General features: G+C 70.1%; 21 protein-coding genes. 11 read left to right on the top strand and 10 right to left on the bottom strand.

Annotated features, from left to right (window positions below):
• Window positions 1-42: 42 nt before the first annotated feature.
• Window positions 43-267, bottom strand: a complete 225-nt coding sequence (locus H1D24_RS33510; RefSeq protein WP_181661503.1) for a hypothetical protein — start codon at window positions 265-267, stop codon at window positions 43-45.
• A 339-nt stretch (window positions 268-606) separates the two neighbouring features.
• Window positions 607-1,980 carry a phytase gene (locus H1D24_RS33505; RefSeq protein ID WP_181661502.1) on the bottom strand — a complete coding sequence of 458 codons (1,374 nt, stop codon included), beginning with the start codon at window positions 1,978-1,980 and terminating at the stop codon, window positions 607-609.
• Between the two features lie 390 nt (window positions 1,981-2,370).
• Between H1D24_RS33505 and H1D24_RS33500 the strand changes: the two genes are divergently transcribed.
• Window positions 2,371-3,180, top strand: coding sequence for an SGNH/GDSL hydrolase family protein (locus H1D24_RS33500; RefSeq protein WP_181661501.1), 810 nt, complete (start codon window positions 2,371-2,373; stop codon window positions 3,178-3,180).
• A 296-nt stretch (window positions 3,181-3,476) separates the two neighbouring features.
• Complete coding sequence (locus H1D24_RS33495; RefSeq protein WP_181661500.1) at window positions 3,477-4,073, top strand: TIGR04222 domain-containing membrane protein; 597 nt, start codon at window positions 3,477-3,479, stop codon at window positions 4,071-4,073.
• Between the two features lie 15 nt (window positions 4,074-4,088).
• Here the strand turns inward: H1D24_RS33495 and H1D24_RS33490 are convergent, their stop codons facing one another.
• The 3 genes from H1D24_RS33490 to H1D24_RS33480 all read right to left on the bottom strand — a co-directional run bounded on the left by H1D24_RS33490 (window position 4,089) and on the right by H1D24_RS33480 (window position 6,834).
• Window positions 4,089-4,427 (bottom strand): FAD-dependent oxidoreductase, encoded by a 339-nt coding sequence (locus H1D24_RS33490; RefSeq protein ID WP_181661499.1) that lies wholly within the window; start codon window positions 4,425-4,427, stop codon window positions 4,089-4,091.
• Between the two features lie 66 nt (window positions 4,428-4,493).
• Window positions 4,494-6,290 carry a glycoside hydrolase family 15 protein gene (locus H1D24_RS33485; protein ID WP_220137541.1) on the bottom strand — a complete coding sequence of 599 codons (1,797 nt, stop codon included), beginning with the start codon at window positions 6,288-6,290 and terminating at the stop codon, window positions 4,494-4,496.
• A gap of 361 nt (window positions 6,291-6,651) precedes the next feature.
• The gene (locus tag H1D24_RS33480; protein ID WP_181661497.1) at window positions 6,652-6,834 is read right to left on the bottom strand and encodes a CsbD family protein; all 183 of its coding nucleotides are present in this window, start codon (window positions 6,832-6,834) and stop codon (window positions 6,652-6,654) included.
• A 191-nt stretch (window positions 6,835-7,025) separates the two neighbouring features.
• Here H1D24_RS33480 and H1D24_RS33475 point away from each other — a divergent pair, with 191 nt between their 5' ends.
• Window positions 7,026-7,442 carry a DUF2267 domain-containing protein gene (locus H1D24_RS33475; protein ID WP_181661496.1) on the top strand — a complete coding sequence of 139 codons (417 nt, stop codon included), beginning with the start codon at window positions 7,026-7,028 and terminating at the stop codon, window positions 7,440-7,442.
• Window positions 7,443-7,527: 85 nt separating this feature from the next.
• Here the strand turns inward: H1D24_RS33475 and H1D24_RS33470 are convergent, their stop codons facing one another.
• From H1D24_RS33470 to H1D24_RS33460, 3 genes are all read right to left on the bottom strand, one after another.
• Window positions 7,528-8,775, bottom strand: coding sequence for an RNA polymerase sigma factor (locus tag H1D24_RS33470; RefSeq protein WP_374064460.1), 1,248 nt, complete (start codon window positions 8,773-8,775; stop codon window positions 7,528-7,530).
• 203 nt (window positions 8,776-8,978) lie between these two features.
• Window positions 8,979-9,209 (bottom strand): hypothetical protein, encoded by a 231-nt coding sequence (locus H1D24_RS41840; protein WP_220137534.1) that lies wholly within the window; start codon window positions 9,207-9,209, stop codon window positions 8,979-8,981.
• A gap of 297 nt (window positions 9,210-9,506) precedes the next feature.
• On the bottom strand, window positions 9,507-9,746 hold the full coding sequence (locus H1D24_RS33460; protein WP_181661494.1) for a DUF6296 family protein: 240 nt from the start codon (window positions 9,744-9,746) through the stop codon (window positions 9,507-9,509).
• Between the two features lie 246 nt (window positions 9,747-9,992).
• Between H1D24_RS33460 and H1D24_RS33455 the strand changes: the two genes are divergently transcribed.
• From H1D24_RS33455 to H1D24_RS33440, 4 genes are all read left to right on the top strand, one after another.
• The gene (locus H1D24_RS33455) at window positions 9,993-10,499 is read left to right on the top strand and encodes a hypothetical protein (protein WP_258564510.1); all 507 of its coding nucleotides are present in this window, start codon (window positions 9,993-9,995) and stop codon (window positions 10,497-10,499) included.
• 202 nt (window positions 10,500-10,701) lie between these two features.
• Entirely contained in the window at window positions 10,702-10,848 is a 147-nt protein-coding gene (locus H1D24_RS33450) for a hypothetical protein (RefSeq protein WP_181661492.1), read from the top strand.
• Between the two features lie 90 nt (window positions 10,849-10,938).
• Window positions 10,939-12,840: an ABC transporter ATP-binding protein gene (locus tag H1D24_RS33445; protein WP_181661491.1), complete on the top strand. Its 1,902-nt coding sequence runs from the start codon at window positions 10,939-10,941 to the stop codon at window positions 12,838-12,840.
• Between the two features lie 59 nt (window positions 12,841-12,899).
• The gene (locus H1D24_RS33440) at window positions 12,900-13,841 is read left to right on the top strand and encodes a serine/threonine-protein kinase (protein ID WP_309484533.1); all 942 of its coding nucleotides are present in this window, start codon (window positions 12,900-12,902) and stop codon (window positions 13,839-13,841) included.
• A gap of 263 nt (window positions 13,842-14,104) precedes the next feature.
• Here the strand turns inward: H1D24_RS33440 and H1D24_RS33435 are convergent, their stop codons facing one another.
• The gene (locus tag H1D24_RS33435) at window positions 14,105-14,866 is read right to left on the bottom strand and encodes an anti-sigma factor family protein (RefSeq protein ID WP_181661490.1); all 762 of its coding nucleotides are present in this window, start codon (window positions 14,864-14,866) and stop codon (window positions 14,105-14,107) included.
• Window positions 14,856-15,443 carry an RNA polymerase sigma factor gene (locus H1D24_RS33430; protein ID WP_181661489.1) on the bottom strand — a complete coding sequence of 196 codons (588 nt, stop codon included), beginning with the start codon at window positions 15,441-15,443 and terminating at the stop codon, window positions 14,856-14,858. The genes H1D24_RS33435 and H1D24_RS33430 overlap by 11 nt, the downstream gene beginning before the upstream one ends.
• 352 nt (window positions 15,444-15,795) lie before the next feature.
• Between H1D24_RS33430 and H1D24_RS33425 the strand changes: the two genes are divergently transcribed.
• From H1D24_RS33425 to H1D24_RS33410, 4 genes are all read left to right on the top strand, one after another.
• A complete protein-coding gene (locus tag H1D24_RS33425; protein ID WP_181661488.1) occupies window positions 15,796-16,347 on the top strand; it encodes a DoxX family protein in 552 nt (183 codons plus the stop codon).
• Window positions 16,348-16,544: 197 nt separating this feature from the next.
• Window positions 16,545-18,659, top strand: a complete 2,115-nt coding sequence (locus tag H1D24_RS33420) for a SpoIIE family protein phosphatase (RefSeq protein WP_181661487.1) — start codon at window positions 16,545-16,547, stop codon at window positions 18,657-18,659.
• Window positions 18,660-18,751: 92 nt separating this feature from the next.
• Entirely contained in the window at window positions 18,752-20,230 is a 1,479-nt protein-coding gene (locus tag H1D24_RS33415; protein ID WP_258564509.1) for an MFS transporter, read from the top strand.
• Window positions 20,227-20,823 (top strand): TetR/AcrR family transcriptional regulator, encoded by a 597-nt coding sequence (locus H1D24_RS33410; RefSeq protein WP_181661486.1) that lies wholly within the window; start codon window positions 20,227-20,229, stop codon window positions 20,821-20,823. The genes H1D24_RS33415 and H1D24_RS33410 overlap by 4 nt, the downstream gene beginning before the upstream one ends.
• Window positions 20,824-21,051 lie beyond the last annotated feature (228 nt).

Below are 21,051 nucleotides of genomic sequence, written 5' to 3'. Positions count from 1 at the left end.
CGGCGCCGCACAAGGCGGTCACCCGTTGAACGGTGGCCCTGCCTATTTCGGCGGCTCGTTGTTCCACACCTCGGGGCCGCCTCCGCGCCATTCGATCAGCTCCGGGTCGTCGATGGCCGTATCGGCCTCCGGCAAGCCGGCCCGGCGCAGGAATTCCAGCACGTCGAACAGGGTGTAGGCCGTCCCTACGTGCTCACCACGGATCACCACCCGCCGCCCTCCATCCTCCTGGGGCGGGTGCACGATCACGGGCGCTTCTTGGGCCATGCTCCCAGGGTGCCCCCGGTTGCCCTGGCACACATAGGAAACCGTCCAGGTGGCCGAACCACTTCGACGGCCCGAACCACTCCGGACGTTTCGGCCGCTACTCGCCGTATTCGCAGTCGTTACCGGCGCGTCCGGCAATCGGCTGTCCAGCGATTCCCCGCAGCGGACCCAGCCGCGCAGGAAACGCCGACAGCGGGCCGGGTGCACATAGGTGCGATCCCAGCCCGGTGCGCGGTCCGGGCCGGTACGTCCACCGGCCCGGGGCCTCTCCTCAGTCCGCGTCAGTCGTCGTCCGCGTCCGGTCAGTCGTCGTCGGCGTCAGTCGTCGTCCGCGTCCGGTCAGTCGTTGTCCGTGTCACGCGGGTCGAAGGACCGCGTGTCCACCGTCAGCGGGGCCGGGAAGGCCGACGCCACCGCGTCCCAGCGCACGAACTTGAAGTTCGTGGCGTCCCGGTCGCCGTCCTCGGGAGTCGCCTGTCCGTCGTGGGTGACCAGCAGGCCCTGGGGGAACGACGCGCCCAGCGGGACGTTGACCACGGTGGCGCCGTCGGACTCCTGCACGCTGTCGGTCGCCGGGCCGTCTGCGATCTCGAACTGGCCCAGGTAGGCGTTGCCGCCCTCGCGCCGGTACACGGCGAAGGTGTCGTCGCCCTGGCTGGATGCGAGGACGTAGCCCTTGCCGTCAGCGGCGTGGTACACGGTGATGCCCTCGGCGTCGGCCGAGAGGCGCGTGCCTCCGTAGCCGGGGTCGTTCGCCGTGTCGATCACGCATTCCTCCTCCGCCGCGTCGTAGGTCCACGGCACGCCGTACTCGCGGACCTTGTCGAGCAGGGTGGGCGTCTCGAAGTCCGCGTCGTCCAGCGGGATCCGCCACAGGCCGACGTCCTCCTGGGCCGCGTACAGGACGTGCGTCTCCTGGTCGACGGCCATGCCTTCGAACTGCGCACGGTCGCCCGGGTCCGCGCAGGGCGTCCACTGCTGGCCGTTGGGCAGCGTGAACGAGCCGGGCATGTCGAGGGTGTCCTCGGTGGTGTAGCCGACCTTGCCGTTGCTCGTGGTCAGCTTGAGCAGCTTCAGGCGGGTCTCGGAGCGGCGGCTGACCACGACGTACACGTCGCCGTCCTCCACATAGGCGGCCAGGCCGTACGCGGTGCGCTGCTCGTCCACGGCCGCCTCGGAGGCGGAGAAGACGGGGGCCACCGTGGCGGCGGTGACGTCGGTCAGCGGGGGGCGGCCCTCGGCCACGGCCTTCGGGTCGATGGCGTAGATCCGGATCCGGTCCCGTCCCCGGTCGCTGACCAGCGCCAGGTCGGTCTTCTTCCCGCCGAGGTCGAAGCCGTAGACGACGTCGACGTTGTTGAACCGGCCCGCCTCGGCCTCCTCGCCAGGCGCGGCCGGGGCGGCGATGTGCTGCAGCCGCTGCCCGTTCAGGCCGTACACGTCGAGTCCGGCGTTCTTGAGCGTCCCGATGACGATGCTGCGTGCGGGGGCGGCGGGGTCCACCCAAACGGCGGGGTCGTCAGCGTCGGCGTCGCCGCCGGCCTCGTCGTCGTACACCGCAGGCGTCTCCACCGACGCCGTGGTCGAGACCGGCTCCGGCACGGAGACCGCGAACGCCGCCGGGGCCGAACCGGCCAGCAGCAGGGCGGCGAGCGCGGCGAGGGTACGGGGGCGGCCGAAACGGCGGGATGCGGACACTCTGGGGACTGTCATGACGCTCCTCTGTCAGGAACAGCTCAATCGCGGGCTTCCGGGGGTGGCGACCCGAAAGCTAGGCCCCGCCGGTGAACTGCGGCCGCCGACCGCATGGCCGCACCATGGCTTGCCGCCGAAACGATCACAGTGCGGCGGCACCGTCCAGCCCCCAGCATCCCTCGGTGCCCCGGAGCCCGCCACGCCGCAGGGCCCGCCGGAAGGGGGACGGCTCTCCGGGTGACCTCGGGCAGGAGGCTGTCAGATCGGTTCGTCCATGCGCCCCAGCCGAAGTCGCCGCAGGCGTAAGGCCGTTGACAGGCCGTCGTGGTCGTGGGGTTCCTCTGCGGAGCGGAAAAGGAGACGACCGCAGCGACGGTCGAGCCGGATCGATCATGCTAAGCGAGGTCTATGAGACTGTCCCGAATCGCGGCATGTATGTCCTCCCTCCTCCTCGCCGTCGTCTGCGCCGTCACGGGTGCCACGACGGGGCAGGCGTCCCCACGAGAGGCGGCCACGGGCTATGTGGCCCTCGGTGATTCCTACTCCTCCGGTGTCGGAGCCGGAAGCTACATCGGCTCCAGCGTCGACTGCCTGCGCAGCAGCAGCGCGTATCCCGTGCTGTGGGCCCGCGCCCACTCACCCTCTTCGTTCAGCTTCACCGCGTGCAACGGCGCTTCCACGCGTGATGTCCTTGCCAGGCAGCTCGGCCCGCTCAGTTCCCGCACCGGCCTTGTCAGCATCACCGTGGGCGGCAGCGACGCGGGGTTCGCCGACGTCATGACGACCTGTGTGCTGCGGGGCACCAGGGCATGCCTCTCCGACATCGGCCAGGCGCACTCGTACATGGAAAGGAAGCTGCCCCACGACCTCGACCGCGTCTACACGGCCATCAGGAGAAAGGCCCCGGCCGCCCACGTCGTGGTGCTGGGCTACCCGCGGCTGTACCAACTCGACGGCACCTGTTCGGGGGGCTTGTCGGAGACTGAACGCTCCGCCATCAACGACGGCGTGGACCATCTGAACAGCGTGATCGAGAAGCGCGCCGCCGATCACGGATTCACCTTCGGCGACGTCAGGGCCACCTTCTCCGGACACGGGATCTGCTCCCACCGCCCTTGGCTGCGGAGCATCAACTTTCTTGCCCTGACCGAGTCGTACCACCCCACGGCGACCGGACAGTCCCGTGGGTACCTTCCCGTGTTCACCGACGCGATCTGACCAAGGACGCGACCTGACCAACCGGCTGTGGCCTGCGGGGAGGCCACACCGGCCGTGGCATCTGCCGGGCGCGGCTACGCCGTGAGCGTGCGCGCGGGCGCCGGGCGCGGCTGCGCCGCGAGCGTGCGCGCGGGCGCCGGGCACCGCGCACCGGGCGCGCGAACCTCCATCCGGCGGCGTCCCCTCCCTCCGACCGGAAAGCTCAAGTGTTGCTCTGAAGCGGCAGGGAAGAGGGTTGTGCGCCCTTCTGCGCGGCGACACTGCCGACAGACGAGGTGTCCGAAGGGGGGCTCGGTATGCGCATGGTGTTCCGGCGGTCCGCAGCGGTGGTGGACGAGACCCAGGCCCTCGACGCGTACGACGTCGCCTTCCTGGCGGGCGGGGCGAAACGGGTGGCGGACTGTGCGGTGATCGCGCTGTCCGAGCGCGGGCTGCTCAGGCTCCGCAGTTCACGGATGCGTGCCGTGGGCGACGAAATACCCCGGCACCCGGTCGAGCGCGCCATGATCGCGTCGTGCCCGCGCAGCAGGAGCGTCGACGACGTACACGCCGCCCTGCAACGCTCCCCGGAGGTCGAGGAGATCGGCCACCGACTGGCTGAACAGGGCCTGGTGACGGGGTCTCGGCGCCGGCTGACCCGGGCGGGCAGGCGGCGCCTGCAGGCGGCCGAACGGGACGCGAACCTGCCGGCGTACGTCCTCGGCGGCCCCGCCGTCCTCCCGGAGGGGCCGGTCCGACGCAGCGTCGCCAATACGCAGCCGATACCGTCCGGCCTCGGCCGGGCTCTGATCCGCATGGGCAAGGCCCTGGACCGCGATTCCGACTCCACCTCGGACTCGGACAGCGGCTCGGGCGGCGGCTTCAGCTGCGGCGGTGGTGGTGGCGGCGACTGACGCTTCATCACAGCCTCAACGCTGCGGGCGGGGGCGCCGCAGTGCGGCGGCGGGTTCTCCCGTCAGCAAGAGCCGGCCGTCACGGACCTCCCGGGCTTCGAAGTCCCGGGTGACGACGATGGTCCTGATCAGTCCGGGATCGTTGGTAGTCCGCCAGGACGGATCCGCGCAGATCCTCGGCGCCACCCGGCCAATTGCCTCCGAGCCGCCGATCCACGCGAAGGAGTCGCCTGTCACTCCTGTGGCCGGGGACGCCCCCCCGTCGATCAAGGTCACAGAAACGCCCCGGCGTGCCAGGTGGTAGGCCACCGAGGCCCCGACGATCCCTGCGCCGACAACCACAACGGCTGACATGAGCTCCTTTCCCGGCGCTCCGATCACGGTGTTCCGAGCACGGGCCGGCGCATCCTGTCCGCGTGGCTAGCCGAGCGCACGGTCGAGATTGAAGGCCGCGCTGATCAGTGACAGATGGGTGAAGGCCTGGGGGAAGTTGCCGCGCTGCTCCCCGGTGTGGCCGATCTCCTCGGCGTACAGGCCGAGGTGGTTGGCGTACGTGAGCATCTTCTCGAACGCGAGCCGTGCCTCGTCCAGGCGGCCGGCGCGGGTCAGTGCCTCGACGTACCAGAACGAGCAGATCGAGAAGGTGCCCTCCTCGCCGCGCAGCCCGTCCGGGCTGGCCTGCGGGTCGTAGCGGTAGACAAGCGAGTCGGACACCAGATCCTCGCCGAGGGCGTCCAGCGTGGCCAGCCATTTGGGGTCGATGGGCGAGATGAACTTCGCCAAGGGCATCATCAGCACGGATGCGTCGAGGACGTCGCCGCCCTCGTACTGGACGAATGCGTGCCGCTTCTCCGACCAGCCGCGGCTCATGATCCGGCGGTAGATCGCGTCCCGGGCCTGCCCCCAGCGCACCTGGTCGGCGGGAAGTCCGCGGTGCTGCGCGAGCCGCATGGCCCGTTCGATCGCGACCCAGCACATCAGCCGGGAGTAGAGGAACGCCTTGCGGCCGCCGCGGGTCTCCCAGACCCCCTCGTCGGGTTGGTCCCAGTGCTCGCACACCCACTCGACCAGCTCGCAGATGCGGTCCCAGTGGGCGCTGGAGATGGGCCGGCCCCACTTGTCGTAGAGGTAGAGGGAGTCGATGAGCGCCCCGTAGATGTCCAGCTGAAGTTGGTTGACGGCGTCGTTGCCGATGCGTACGGGGGCGGAGCCGCAGTAGCCCTCCAGATGGGACAGTTCCCGCTCGGGCAGCTCATGGCGCCCGTCGATGCCGTACATGATCTGGAGGGGTCCTGTGGGGCCGATCGCCACGGACGGGTCGTCGCGGACGTGCTCGGAGAGGTAACCCATGAAGGCTTCCGCCTCATCGGTGAACCCGAGCCTGAGCATCGCGTAGACGCAGAACGCGGCATCACGGATCCATACGAACCGGTAGTCCCAGTTGCGCTCGCCGCCGATCTGTTCGGGCAGGCTGGTGGTCGGCGCGGCGATGATGGCGCCGGTCGGGGCGTAAGTGAGCAGCTTCAGGGTGAGGGCGGAGCGGTGCACCATCTCCCGCCAGCGGCCCCGGTAGCGGGACCGGGACACCCACCGCCGCCAGTAGCCGACAGTGGCGTTGAACTGATGTTCCGCCTCGGTCAGCGGGCAGAAGCGGGGGGCCACGTCCTCGCCGACCCGGTCCAGTGCGAAGACGGCGGACTCGCCCTCGTGCAGCTTGAACAGCGACCACACGTCCGGGCCGCTGATCTCGAGTGGGACAGTGGACGTCAGGGCGAGAGTGAGAGTCGGCGATTCGAAGATCGCCTGGCCGCCCAGCGCCTGCACGGTGTGCGGCTGCGTCCCGTAATCGAAGCGGGGCGCCACACGGGCCCGGAACGGCAGCGATCCCCGTACGCACACCACGCGGCGGATCAGCCGGTGCCGGTCGGCCTCGCGGGAGTCGTCGACGACCGGCATGAAGTCCTGGATCTCCCCGACTCCGTCTTCCGCGAAGAAGCGGGTGATCAGCACGTTGGTGTCGGGGAAGTAGAACTGCTTCGTACGCGCCGGAAGATCCGCGGCGAGTTCGAACGATCCTCCCCTGTCGGCGTCGAGGATCGAGGCGAAGACGCTGGGCGCGTCGAAGCGCGTGCAGCAGTACCAGTCGATGGTCCCGTTCGTGCCCACCAGTGCGGCGCTGCGCAGATCGCCGATCAGGCCGTGGTCGGCGACCGGCAGGTAGCGGGTCGTGCTGCTGCCTGTGTCGGCGCCCGGGGATCCGCCCGGAGTGCGCGAACGGCCCCCGGCCGCTTCGGCCTCAACGGTCACGTCGGCCTCCCTGAAGCGTCTGCCCCCTTGCCGTCGACTCCGTTCTTCAGGCTACGAGTCGCGGGGTCGGCAAACCACGGCAGCGGGAAGCCGCGGCGCCGAACTGAGGGGTATTCGGCGATTCTGATGCGCTCTGGCGCAGCTTCGGTGCCTGGGGCACGGAAATCCGGCCGCGAGCCCTGCCGCAGTCCCGTCCGAGTGCATGCCGAAACACGAAAAGCCTGGACGCCGCCAAGGCGTCCAGGCTTGAAAAGAGTGCGGCCTTCGCGGATCACCGCCGTCCCCGCTTGAGCGCATCCTTGACGCTTTCTCCGGCCTGCTTGACGTCGCCCTTGGCTTCCTCGGTCTTGCCCTCGCGCTCCAGTCGCTCATCGTCGGTCAGCTTGCCGGCTGTTTCTTTCGCCTTGCCCTTCATCTTCTGGGCGGCGTTCGAGGCTTTGTCTTTTCTGGCCATCACATATCTCCCAGCGGTTCTCGGGTTCTGATGGCAACAATCTGCGCGTACCCGTAATCAGGCGACCGAACCGGCGGCGCGAGAGCGGTACGGATCGCCCGGCGCGGTCGTTTTGTCCTCGTGATTTGGGCTACCCGGAGCTGGGACGGTCGCGGGACCTGAGCTGGGACCTTCACTGGAGGTGAGCGGCGATGCAGCATGACGAATTCATCGGCCAGGTGCAGGCCCGTGCCCGGCTGGACAGCCGGGGCGCGGCCGAGGCGGCGACCCGGGCGACGCTGGAGACGCTTGCCGAACGCATCCCTGCCGGACTGTCGGAGAACGTGGCCGCTCAGCTGCCGCAGGAGATCGGTGAGCACATGCGGCGTGTCGAGACGTCCCCGGACCACCCCGTTACGGGCGTGCGCATGACCCGGCAGGAGTTCTTCGACCGGGTCGCTCGGCGCGAGGGGAAGGATGTCCCCAAGGCGGTCCACGATGCACGTTCGGTGATCGAGGTCGTCGGTGACGCCGTGCAAGGCGGCGTGACGGACAAGATCCGCACGTCGCTGGACGACGAACTGGCCACCGTCCTCTTCGCCGGCAGCACGGGAACCGCTCCCGGTTAGACAGGCCATGCTGCCGGACGGCTACGGCGCCGACCTTCTGGTCGGCGCCGACGCCGTGAAAAGGGAATTCAACGCGAGGGAGCGGTCAGGCACCGCCCCGCCCCTGGGATGCTGCCCGCTCCATGAGCAGCTCTCTCTCACGTGCGTTACGGGTCAGGGACGCCGCCCTCTCGAACTCGGCACGCGCCTCCTCCCTCCTCCCGAGGCGCTCCAGCAGATCCCCGCGGACGCTCGGCAGCAAGTGGTAGTCCTTGAGGGCCGGTTCGTCCGTCAGGGCGTCGACCAGCTGCAGGCCGGCCTCCGGGCCTTGCGACATCGCGACGGCGACGGCCCGGTTCAGCTGCACCACCGGGGAGGGCGTCAGGGTCATCAGCCGGCCGTACAGGGCGGCGATCGTCGTCCAGTCCGTGTCCTCGTACCGGATCGCCTGTGCGTGGCACGCCGCGATCGCGGCCTGGACGGAGTACGGACCGTGGCCCGCACGCTGCAGGGCCTCGATGCCGCGGCGGATGAGCATGCGGTTCCATTTGGAGCGGTTCTGGTCGGCGAGGAGCACCGGCTCGCCGTCGGGGCCCGTGCGGGCCGCGATGCGAGAGGCCTGGAACTCCAGGAGTGAGACCAGGCCGTGGACTTCGGGCTCCTTGGGTGTCAGGCCGGCCAGGACACGCGCCAGGCGGAGCGCGTCCTCGCACAGGGCCGGTCGCACCAGGTCGTCGCCGGCTGTGGCGGAGTACCCCTCGTTGAAGATGAGGTAGATGACCTCGAGAACCGACGAGAGGCGAGCGGCGCGCTCGGAGCCGTAGGGGACTTCGAAGGGGACCTGGGCCTTGGCGAGCGTCCGTTTCGCGCGGACGATGCGTTGGGCGACCGTCGGTTCCGAGGTCAGGAACGCGCGTGCGATCTCCTCTGTCGTCAGGCCGCCCAGGAGACGCAGGGTGAGCGCGATCCGGGCCTGCGGGGACAGTACGGGGTGGCACGCGGTGAAGATCAGCCGCAGCAGATCGTCGTCGATGTCGTCCGCGTCGGCCGGCTCGGGCGGCGGCACGTCCTCCATGGCCCGCCCCACCTCTGCCAGCTTGCGCGCGTACGTCTCCTTGCGGCGTACGAGATCGATCGCGCGGTGTTTGGCGGTGGCCATGAGCCAGGCGCCCGGCCTGTCAGGGACACCCGATTCCGGCCACCGCTCCAGCGCGGCGACGAGGGCGTCCTGCGCGAGTTCCTCGGCGATACCCACGTCCCGCACTATGCGGGCGACACCTGCGATGATCCGCGCCGACTCGATCCTGAACACCGCTTCGACCGTCTCGGTCGCGCTTGCTGCCGTCACGGCCACCCATCAGAGCAGCCGCATGGAGGCGGGGCAAGCGCGGCCGGACCGGAGGCCTCGGCAGCTGCCCGGTCTCTCGTCACGCGCCCATCAGTCGCTCGGCATGGCGAGCCTCATCGGCGGTCACGTCGCCGCGCCGACTGCCGTGCAGGCGCCAGCGGGTGACCAGCGTGTCCGGGCCCTGGAGCCGGCCGGTGGACAGAGCAAGATCATATGCGGTCGCGCACCACGTGCTCGGTGGCGGGGTCGGCGGCGAACAACGTGCGGAGCAGCACCCGCTCGCCCACCCGTTCCGCGCGGGTGTGGTACGGGGCCAGCGGGCAGGGCGGCTGATGCTCCCAGTGGCCGCACAGCGCCATGGTGATCGCCGCCCCCGGCGCCTGCGTGTCCGCGTCCCGCTCCATGACGAGGACCGCCTCGTGGACGTAGGCCTGCCGCATGGCGCCAGTATGCCGACCGCCTTCTCGCTCCGTCACCGTCCGGGCGCCGGGGCGCCGGTCAGCCGGGGCGCCGGTCAGCCGGGGCGCCGGTCAGCCGGGCAGCCGGGCAGCCGGGCAGCCGGGCCACTCTGCGCCGGCCGCGCCCACGACCGGCATCGCCATCGGACGTCGTCCGGCTCGTGGGCGTGTTCACGGCTCGGAGGTTCGCGCGTACTCCCGACACCCCTCCGCCCACGACGGGCCTGGTGCAGATGGCGGCAGAGACCGGTTGGTACGCCCCGCAAGGGCGCGGTCGTATCAGGGCAACGGTTCGGCACGGGGTGCCTGCGGCGACTGATAGACGCCGGTGGCCAGCATCCGTACCTCGCCCGCCGGGCTGATCTCGGCACGGAGTATCCCGGTGGGGTCGCTGTACACCGGGTTTCCGCCCGGCCCGAGAGCGTCGGTGCGCTCGACGATCACCTCGTCCGTCACGACACCGGCCCCCGACGATCCCCGGTCGGTGAAGGTCAGCCGGTAACGCTCGACGGTCTGCATGACGGCCTCCCACAGACGAAACCCCACATGGCGGACAATTGAGCCTCCCTTTCATGATGCCCCTAGAAACACCCCTTCAGGAGCACCGTTCCTAGGCCCTGTCGTCAAACTCCCGCCGTCCGCCCGAAGGGGGGCGTTTCCGAGGTGCTGGTGTGGGGGAACTCGGCCGGTCTCGCGGGGTTCCAGAGTCCGGAGGACATCATGGGCGTTCCAGCACGAGACTCCAACGGTCCCACTCGGCAGAGAATGCTCGGCATCTATCTCAACGATCACTTGGCCGGCGCCACGGGCGGTGTCGAGCTTGCCCGCCGCATGGTCCAGGAGCACCGCGGATCGGCGTACGGCCCTGACTTGGAGAACCTCGCTACCGAAATCTCACAGGACCGGCAGACGCTGCTGCGGCTCATGGCATCCCTCGATGTTCCCGTCCGCCGGTACAAGGTCTGCGGGGCCTGGGTGGGCGAGAAGGTCGGCCGGCTGAAGCCCAACGGCCGTCTGCTCCGCCGCTCCGGCCTCACCGCCATCGTCGAGCTCGAGGCCCTGCGGATCGGCGTCGAGGGCAAGGCGTTGCTCTGGCGCTCCCTGCTCACGGCAGCCGCGCGCGACTCCAGGCTGGACGCCGGCCGGCTCCAGGAACTGCTCGACAGGGCTCGTCGGCAGACCGACGTCCTGGACTCCCTGCACTCCCGAGCCACGACGGCACTCCTGTCCCCCGACACGCCGGTGGAGCAGGGCGCGGATGCCGGTGGGTGACAACGCGACACGCCAGTGGACCAGGGGGCGCATGCCGGTCGGAGAAGAGGCGACACGCCGAAAGAGTCGGAGACCGAGCAACACCGCGCGGCACGTGCTGACGGCGGCATGATTCTCCCGGAACAAAGAATCTCCCGGAAAACGCCATCCCACAGCAGCTCCGAGACGTATCCCGTTCGGGGGCACGTTGAGGAGGCAACTCATGCTGATCTTCAGTGATCTATGTCCCGCCAATCACGATCACGATCACGACAAGAAGGACAAGACAACGTCGAAGCGAACCGACACGACCGGCAAGCGCCGCCACCGTCGCCGTCGCCGTCACACCACCCACGGTCACAAGTGGTGACCCACATATGACGGCCGAGCGGGCCGGAGCCCGGAGGCGGGAGCTCTCGGTCCGCTCGGCCCGCGATCCCACACCTGAGGAACGCGTGCCATGGCGCGTGTCTCGCGGCCTACCCGGCGGCCCGTCTGGCGTCCTGCCCTGCGGCGCCTGCTGTCGGTGGCCGAAGACCCCGACGCCGTCGTCGCCGCCGCGCCGGCCGTCCCCCCACGCGAGGTGTTCCGGCGTTTCTGGCCCTATACGCGCGGTGGCCGACGCTGGCTCGTTCCCATACTCGGCTTCAGCATCATCGGGCCCCTCATCGACGCGGCCGAGATCTGGCTCTTCAAGATCATCGTGGACGATGTCCTCGTCCCACGTGACCTGAGCCCCTTCCTGTGGATCGCCCTCGCCTACCTGGGACTCATCGTCTGCTCCGGCATTCTGGGGTTCGCCGACGATGTGCTGTCCACGTGGGTCAGTGAGCGCTTCCTGCTCGCGCTCCGGTCGGACGTGTTCCGGCATGTCCAGAGCCTGTCGCTCGGGTTCTTCGAGCGGCGGCGGTTGGGGGACGTACTGGCTCGCGTCACCGGCGACGTCGACGCGGTCGAGACGTTCCTCCTGTCCGGGGTGGCCAACGCCCTGTACCACGTGATCCGCCTGGGCGTCTTTCTCGGCCTGCTCTTCTACCTGCAGTGGGATCTGACCCTTCTCGCACTCGTCATCGTGCCGCTCTTCTGGCACGCGGCCCGGCACTTCTCCCGGCTGATCAAGGCCGCGTCGCGCGAGCGCAGGCGGCGCAGCGGTTCCATCAGCGCGATCGCCGAGGAGTCCCTCGGCAACGTCGCCCTCGTGCAGGCGTACAACCGCCAGGCGTGGGAGGAGCACCGGTTCGACCGCGAGACCGCCGGCAAGTTCCGTGCGGCGATGACGTCGGCGCGGATCCGCGCCGTCTACGGACCGATCGTCGACGCCATCGAGCTGGCCGGCGCCCTGGCGGTCATGGGACTCGGCACCTGGAAGCTGGCACAGGGCCAGCTCACGCTGGGCGGGCTGCTGGTCTTCCTCGCACTGCTCAGCAGGCTCTACAGCCCGATCCGCGATCTGTCCCACCTCACGAACACGTTCTACGCGGCTTCCGCCTCCGCCGAACGGATCATCGAGCTGCTCGACCAGCGCCCCCAGGTCACCGAAGCCGACCACGCCCGGCGGATCGGACGCGCCCGGGGGGACGTCGCGTTCGACGGCGTGTCGTTCCGTTATCCGGGTACGTCCCGATGGGCGCTGTCCGGCGTGTCGTTCCATGTGGCGCCCGGCGGGACGCTGGCACTGGTCGGGGCGAGCGGCGCCGGGAAGTCGACGGTCGCGAAGCTCCAGTTGCGCTTCTACGACCCGGACGAGGGGGCGGTCCGCCTCGACGGTGTCGATCTCAGAGAACTACGGCTGTCCGAGCTGCGCGAGAACGTCGCCGTGGTACTGCAGGAAACGCTCGTCTTCCACGGCACCGTGCGGGAGAACATCGCCTACGGCCGCCCGGACGCGACCGAAGCCGACATCGTGGCGGCAGCCCGCGCCGCCGACGCGCACGACTTCATCCAACTGCTTCCCGACGGCTACGACACCGTGGTGGGGCAGCGAGGCCGCACCCTGTCCGGCGGACAGCGCCAGCGCCTCGCGATCGCCCGCGCCATGATCAGGGACGCACCCGTCCTGCTCCTCGACGAGCCGACCACCGGCCTGGACGCCCAGTCGGGCCGACGGATCATGGAACCGCTGCGCCGGCTGATGGCCGGGCGCACCACCATCGTCATCTCCCACAATCTGCTCACCGTTCGCGACGCCACAACGATCGTGGTCCTCGACCACGGCCGCGTCGTCGAGCGCGGCACGCACGAGGAACTGGTCCTGCGCGGTGGGACCTACGCGCAGCTGCACCGGCTGAACGAGATGACCGGCCCCACGGTAGCCGGGCCTTCACAGCCTCTGCCCCTGAACATGGGGAAGGTGCTCCCGTGACGCACTGCGGCGCTGTTCCCTCGGCCAACGGCGGCGCTGCCCCCTGTCCCGTGGATGCCGTGGATGCCGTGGATGCCGTGGATGCCCTCGATCCTCTGGCGCCCGGGACGAGTCCCGCTCCCGGCTACGAGATCCTTGCGCATCTGGCGCGGACCGGCTGGCTCGATCTCTACGACACATGGAGCGAGGAACGGCAGTGCCGATGCGTGGCCAAGGTGGTGCGGCCCGACCGCCGACACGAGGAGCGGCTGCGCGACCGGTTGCTGCGGGAGGGGCGCTGGCTTCGGGCGTTCACCCACCCGCACCTGGTCCGCGCGTACGAGGTCGTCGAGTCGCCGGAGCCGCTCGTCGTACTGGAAACGCTGACCGGCGAAACACTGTCCCATCTCATCCACCGGCTGCGGCGCCGCCCGGCTGCCCGGGACGTGGCGCTCCTCGGCGTCCAGCTGTGTTCCGCGATCCACTACCTCCATGGTCAGGGCCTGCTGCACCTGGACCTCAAACCGTCCAACGTCGTGGTCGACTGCGGCCACGCCAAAGTGCTGGACCTCAGCGTCGCGCGGCCGCCCGGCATGGCGCCGCCGGGCGTCGGAACCTTCTGCTATCTCTCCCCCGAGCAGGCGCGCGGCGGACCGCTGTCGGCAGCCGCCGACGTGTGGGGCATCGGCGTCACGCTGTACGAAGTCGCAACAGGCGACGTGCCGTTCGACAGCGGAGAGACCGTGAATGGGGCCGACGAAGGAGTCGAAACCGAGGCCGACGACCCCGACGAGGTGCGCGATGGAGGCTCGGTCACGTCGGGCGGCAGCACGAGCGGCTGCGACGACTGGTACCCGCAGCTCGAAGGTCCGGCCCCGTCGACAGCGTCCCGTCGGCGTCTGCCGCACGATCTCGCACTGACCATCGATAGCTGCCTCAGCCCCGATCCGGCCGCCCGGCCCACGGTCCCCGAACTCTCCGCCGCCTTCGACGCAACGCTGAGAAGGCTGAGCGGCGCTTGACGTGCGGTCTTGTGTGGGGTCGGGGCGCAGCGGGACGGCTCCCGTCCGGGGCGGTGAGTCCTGGCCGGTGTCCAGAGCTGATGGGAGGCGCAGCCGTCGGGGCCGATCTCGTTGTTGATCCGGCGGCCGATCTCCCGCAGTTGCTTCTGCTGGGCCTTGGTGAGCGGGTCGAACACCAGGCGCCGTACCTCCTCGGCGGGCTTGCGGAAGGAGGACTCCTGCGACGGCGCGGAATGAATCATCGGGCGGGATCGACTTTGGGCCTACGAGGCCGTCTCGAAGTGTGCGACGGCGAGGACGGTGCCGTCGGCGGAGGTCAGGCGGGCGCCGGAGAGCGTGGACGGATCCACGTCGACCAGGGCGCCCCAGTAGCCGTACCCGTCGTGCAGGGGGAAGGTGCCCACTCGGACGGTGGTGCCGTCGGTGCGCTCCAGCAGGCAGGAGATCTCGCCGGTGTACGGGATCCCGGCGTCGTCCAGGTCGACGGACATGTAGATCCAGCCCGGTGCCCCGGCATGGGCGTAGATCTCACCGGCCTCGGGCCGATCGGGACCGACTCCGGTCAGCTCCGCACTCAGCAGGCGAGACGTGGAGTCGGCCGGACCCGGCGGGGAGGACGTCCAGTTCTCGATGGCCGTGCCGACGGCCCAGCCGCCGAAGCCGAAGGCGAGGGCGAGGGCGGCCGCGGCAGCAGCGACCCGCAGCCGTACGCGTCCGGGTCGACGTCCGCGGAATCCCCTGCGCAGGCGACCGAATCCGTGCGTGGCCCGGCGTCCTTCGCGCCCGGCGGACGCCTGGGTCAGCGCCCGTGCCACCCGCGTCTCGAACCCGACCGGCGGCTCGCTCCCCGGCAGCAGACCGATCAGCCCGTCGCCGACGAGGGTCAGCTGCTCGATGTACTCCCGGCAGTCCGCGCAGCGGTCGAGGTGTGCGACCGCCTCGGCCCGCTCCCGGCCCGGCAGCACGCCGAGAGCCAGCTCGGCGCCGTTCTCCCGCAGCGTTTCGCAGGTCACGTCATTGGCCATGGTCGCCTCGCTTCGGAGACGTGAGCGTGGTCCGCAGCTTGGCCATCGCTGTCCTGATGCGGGTCTTGGCGGTACCGAGGGGGATGTTCTCCCAGTCGGCGATCTGCTGGGCCGTCATTCCGTAGATGCTCGCCATCACCAGAGCGCGGCCCTGTTCGCGCGGCAGCTGCGCCACGGCGGCGCGCAGCCTGGCCGACGCGTCGTCGGCCAGCGCGCGCTGCTCGGGGGTGTCGGTCACGACGCCGAGGAGCGCATCGAGATCCTCGGGCGCGACCGGTTCTGGCCTGCGTGAGCGGATGGCGTCGATGGCGAGGTTGTGTGCGATGGTCGTCAGCCAGGTCGTCACCGATCCGCGGCGGGAGTCGTAGATCTGCGCGTGCCGCCACGCGCGTTCGAAGGTCTGCTGGGCGATGTCCTCGGCGAGCTGCGGGTCGCCTGTCACGGCGATGGCGACGCCGAAGACCGTGTGCTGGAACCGCCGTACGAAGGTGACGGCGAGTTCGGGATCGCCCGTGGCCAGGCCGGACAGCAGAGCCTCGTCCGGGAGGCGGCCCACCGGGAACCGAAACCTCTGCATATCTGTATATACGGTTCGCATCGGCCGGGGGATTCCCGGGTCCTGCAGACGATCACCCTTCCGTTCTTCTCCGTTGCGCCGAGCTCATCTCCGTTGCGCCTAGCTCTTCTCCGTTGCGCCTAGCTCTTCTCCGTTGCGCCGAGCGACGCTGCAATCCATCGGCCGCTGCGACACGTATCCCAGGTGTGTTCGGTACCGCAGCTTGATACCTGCCGAAAACAGGAGAAATCTGGTGATTCGTCGCTAGGTGGGACTGGTGAAAGAGAGGCACATCGCACCCGTCCGCACCCGCCCCCGGCAGTGGAGCCCATCGTCGGCTCCGGGGGCAGTCGGTGCAGAAAGCGAACCAACGATGAGAGTGTCCGCTGAACGGCTCCGGGCCGCGTCCCGTCCGGACGCCAGCACTACCCAACCGCTGTCCACGTCCGCCGCCGACGTCGGAATCCTGCTGCTCCGCCTGGCCGTAGGTCTGCTGCTGGCCGGCCACGGCGCACAGAAACTGTTCGGCATCTTCGGTGGCCCCGGGCTCAGCGCGACCGGCAAAGGCTTCGAAGACCTCGGCTACAGCCCCGGTGTGTTCTTCGCCGGCCTCGCCGGCGCCTCGGAGTTCCTCGGCGGGCTCGGTCTGGCCGTCGGCCTGCTCACCCCGCTGGCTGCCGCGGCCGTGGTCGGCGTCATGATCAACGCCATGGCCACGACGTCGCCGAACGGCCTGTGGGCGGCCAATGGCGGCATGGAGTTCCCGCTGTGCCTTGCCGTCGCCGCGATCACGATCGCCGCCGTGGGCCCCGGCAGGCTCTCGCTGGACCGCCCGTTCCGCTGGCGGGACGGCGGATGGCTTTCGGCCGCCGTGGCGGTGGGCCTCGGCGCGATCGGCGCCGCCATCGTCCTCGCCTTGAAATGACGCTCAGGTTGAAATGACGCTAGGACTCCAGTGACGGCCCGCACTCGAGTGACGTCTGACGGTCGTACCCACGTGACGTACGCGCCCGGAGTGCCCGAAGTCGTCGACCTGTCGATGCCGCACACGGGCGCCGCGAATCCGCACACCGGTTCATACTGAAAGGGAGGCAGCACCAGCCGCTTTGTGGAGTATCTGCGATGCCGGATCCCAGGCCGGCGGGGGACCGGAGAGCCCTGGTCTACGAGCAGGCCGGAGCCTGGTGGGACGTGCTGCCGGTCGCCGTCCTCGTACTGGACGGCGGCGGACGCATAGTGCAGTGGGCCATGGCGGCCGGCGACCTGCTCGGATACACACCCGAGGAGGTCCTCGGCCGTGACAGTACCGATTTCGTACTCCCCGAGGGGCATGCCGCGGCCCGGTCCCTGAGGGAGGCCGTTGCCGCAGGGCGGAGCTCGACCGGTTCCTTTCCCGTACGCCACAAGACCGGCCTGACGGTCCAGCTTGAGGTGTGGGCGTGTCCGGTCGCCGGTGCCGGCCGTCAGGGCCGGGACAGCATGCTGTGGCTGGCCGCCGACGCCCGTGAAGCACAGTCGACGCACGGGGGGCGGGCGCTGCCGGAGGGGTGGTTCTCGGGCTCACCCGTCGGCCTGGCCGTCCTCGACACCGACCTGCGGTTCCAGCAGATCAATCCCGCGTTGGAGGCCATGAACGGCGTGCCCGCGTCGGCGCACCTGGGCCGCCGCCTGGCGGAGGTACTGCCCGGCGTCAACTCCGAGCAGATGGAGGCGGCGATGCGCCGGGTGCTGGACACCGGCGAGCCGGTGGTGAACTTCCGCCGCATCGGCCGTACGCCCTCCGATCCGCACCGCGACCGCGTCTGGTCCTGCTCGTACTTCCGCCTCGACGACCGCGCCGGGCGACCACTGGGTATCAGCGCCTCGATCGTCGACATCACCGCCGACCAGCGGGACGACGTGGACTCCGCCACCACCCGCAGGCGCGTGACCATCCTGAACGAGGCGACGCTGCGGGTCGGCTCCACCCTCGACGTCGCCCGCACCGGCCAGGAACTCGCCGACCTCACCGTCCCCCGGCTCGCCGACATCGTCACCGTCGACGTCCTGCGGACCGTCACCGAGGCGGCCGAACCGCTGGCCGGTCTCGCCGCGGGCGCCGCCCTGCGCCGGCTGGGCAAGGCACCCGCGTACGGTTCCGTGGTCGCCGACGTCCTCGCTCCCGTCGGCCGTATCCTGCACTTCCCCGCGGTCGCGCCCTATGCACAGGCGCTCGTCGACCGCCGCCCCTATCTGCTGGCCCATGTCGACGCCCGCGCCGTCGCTCCCGCCGCCCGCTACACCTCCACGCCCGACAGGATCCGCCGGCTGGGCGTCCACTCGCTGATGATGGTGCCTCTCATCGCGCGCGGCCTCGTCCTGGGCGTTGCCACGTTTCTGCGGGCCGATGAACCCACCGCGTTCGACTCCGCCGACCTCGCACTCGCGGGCGACCTGGCCGCACATGCCGCCATCTGCATCGACAACGCACGGCTGTACCACCGGGAGCACGACACCGCCCTCACCCTGCAGCGCAGCATGCTGCCCCGCCGCCCCCAGGCCCCGGCCGGCATGGAGATCGCCCACTGCTACCGCCCGGCGTCCGACGTCAACGAGATCGGCGGTGACTGGTACGACGCCACCGAGATCGCTCCGGACAGGGCGGCCCTCGTCATCGGGGACGTCATGGGCCACGGCATCACGGCCGCCGCCGTCATGGGCCAGATGCGCACTACGGTGCGGGCGCTGTCCCGCCTCGACCTGCCTCCCGACCAGCTCCTCGACCACCTTGACCACGCGATGCAGGAACTGGACGACCCGCTGCTGGCGACCTGTCTGTACGCCGTCTGCGACACCTCGACCCACCGCTGCCGGTTCGCCCGCGCCGGCCATCCCCCTCCCGCTGTGATCACTCCCGACGGCACCGCCCGCCTGCTCGACCTGCCCCCCGGCGCACCTCTGGGCATCGGCGGTATCACCTACACCACCACCGAGGTCGCTTTCCCGCCGGGAAGCCTGCTCGTCCTCTACACCGACGGCCTCATCGAAGCCCGCGGATACGACCTCGACGAACGCCTGTCAGAACTCATCGATCTTCTCGGCCACACCGGTCAGGCGCCGCCGGGCCTGTGCGACACCCTGGTCACGCACCTCGCTGCGACCCCGGCGGAAGACGACATCGCGATCCTCATCGCCCGCATCGGCACGCCGGAAGGCAGTCCTCGTCCGGCGGACCCTGACTCGCTCGCCGGACGCTGAGCGGAAATAATCCATCACATCTGGCTGGTGAACAACAATTCACCTAGAGTGGTGAATTGCTATTCACCTACTGTCGCGACTCCGCTCGGAGCATGCCGATGCCTCATGTCCCGGGTCCTCCGGCACGAGCCCTCAAGGAGCGGCTCACCGTGCCGGTGCTGGCCCTCGGCGGGTCGCTCATGGCAGTCATGCAGACGGCCGTCGTCCCCCTGCTGCCCGATCTCCCGCGGCTGACGGGGTCCTCGGCCACCGCCGTGTCATGGATGGTCACCGCGACTCTGCTTGCAGGGGCGGTGCTCACCCCCGTCCTCGGCCGAGCAGGCGACATGTACGGCAAGCGTCGGGTACTGCTGCTCTCGCTCGCGCTGATGACGGCCGGCTCCCTGGTGTGCGCGCTGACGTCCGACATCCGGCTGCTGATCGCGGCCCGCGCCCTCCAGGGGTCGGCCGCCGCGGTCGTACCGCTGTCGATCAGCCTCCTGCGGGACGAGCTGCCGCCTGCCAGAACCGGCTCCGCGGTCGCACTCATGAGTTCGACGGTCGGTATCGGCGCGGCCCTCGGGCTGCCGCTCGCAGCCGCGATCGCCCAGTACGCGAACTGGCACGTCATGTTCGCGGCCACAACAGCGCTCGGCGCCATCGGACTGGCTCTGGCGTGGTGGGCGGTCCCGGAGTCTCCCGTACGCACCCCCGGCCGCTTCGACGCCGTCGGCGCGGCCGGGCTGAGCGCCGGCCTGATCTGTCTGCTCCTTGCCATCTCCCAGGGCGGCGACTGGGGGTGGACCAGCCCGGCGGTGCTCGGCCTTGCCGGTGCCGTGGTGATCGTGCTGGCCGCCTGGTGGCGGCACCAGCTGCGGGCCCGCAACCCGCTGGTGGACCTGCGGCTGGCGGCCCGGCCCCGGGTGGCACTGCCGCATCTGGCAGCCCTGTTCACCGGCTTCGCCTTCTACGCGAACTCGCTGGTGACGGCCCAACTGCTCCAGGCCCCGGCGGAGACCGGATACGGCCTCGAACTGTCCATCCTGCAGACCGGCCTGTGCATGCTGCCGGGCGGCCTGATCATGCTGTTCGTCTCCCCCGTGTCGGCCTGGATCTCGGCCGCCCGGGGTGCCAAGACCGCCTTGGCCGCGGGCGCCGCCGTCATCGCCGCGGGGTACGGGGTGCGCCTTGCGGACAGCGAGCAACTCTGGCTGATCATCGTCGGGTCGGCCGTCCTCTCGGCGGGTACCGCCCTGGCGTACTCAGCCCTGCCCACGCTCATCCTCGAGGCGGTGCCGGCCCATCAGACCGCCTCCGTGAACGGCGTGAACGTGCTGCTGCGCACCATCGGCCAGGCCACATGCAGCGCCGCGATCGCCGCCGTGCTCACGCACCACACGATGTCGCTGGGCGGCGCCAGGGTGCCCACGCTCCACGGCTATCTGCTCGCGTTCGGCATGGCTGGTACGGTCGCCCTGCTGGCCTGCGCCCTGGCACTCGTCATCCCGCGTCGCCGGGAGCCCGCCGACGCAGTGCGCCGGCACAAGCGGTCGGCGGCCCGTGCCGCGGTGGAGGTAGTGGAGGAAGCGTGAACGGGCCGAGCACCACCGCCGGACAGGGCGTCCGGCGCCGGGACGCACAGGCGTCACGGGACGCCATCCTGCGCGCGGCCAGGATCATGTTCGCCCGTTATCCGTACACCGACATCACGCTCAAGGCCGTGGCGGAACGGGCGGGCGTCAGCGCACCCCTGATCGTGAAGTACTTCGGCAACAAGGAACGGCTGTTCGCCCACATTCTGTCCTTCGAGGAGGACACCGAGGCGCTGCTGGACGCTCCGCTCGAGGACCTGGGCCGGCACATGGTCACCCACCTGCTCACCAGCCAGGCCGAGCGCAACACGGCTCCCGTGCTCCGCATCGCCTTCGCGCCACTGCACAGCAGTCACGGAGAGTACGGCGAGGTGCTCCGCGCCAACTTCAGGAGGCAGGTCGTCGCCCGCCTCACCGAACGCCTCTCCGGGCCGGACGCCGCCGTCCGCGCCGAACTCGCCATGAGCATGCTGCTGGGCCTGGGCATCATGTACGGCATCGCCCGGGGCGAGGCCGTACGCGCGGCCGACATCGCGGACCTCGCGGACCGCTACTCCCCCGCCCTCCAGGAACTCCTCAGCGGCCACCGCTGACCGCGGGCTCCCAGCCCTCGTGACTCGGACCGGTTTCAGCGGGTTCTTGCGAGGAACCCCAGGGCTTTCGCATCAGCCATACCCGGTCCTCCCGGACCGCCTCAATTCTTAAGGAATCGCATCCTTGCGGTGGCGGCGCGGAGCGCCGCGGTATCGCTGGTGCCTTCTCGGCCGCGAAGCGGCCGGGTGTTCTGCTTTGTCTTACGGAGCCTGTGCTGCGTACAGGCG

Source organism: Streptomyces himalayensis subsp. himalayensis, assembly GCF_013778455.1.
Classification (GTDB): Bacteria; Actinomycetota; Actinomycetes; order Streptomycetales; family Streptomycetaceae; genus Streptomyces; species Streptomyces himalayensis.
This window is presented reverse-complemented; position numbering and strand designations above follow the sequence as displayed.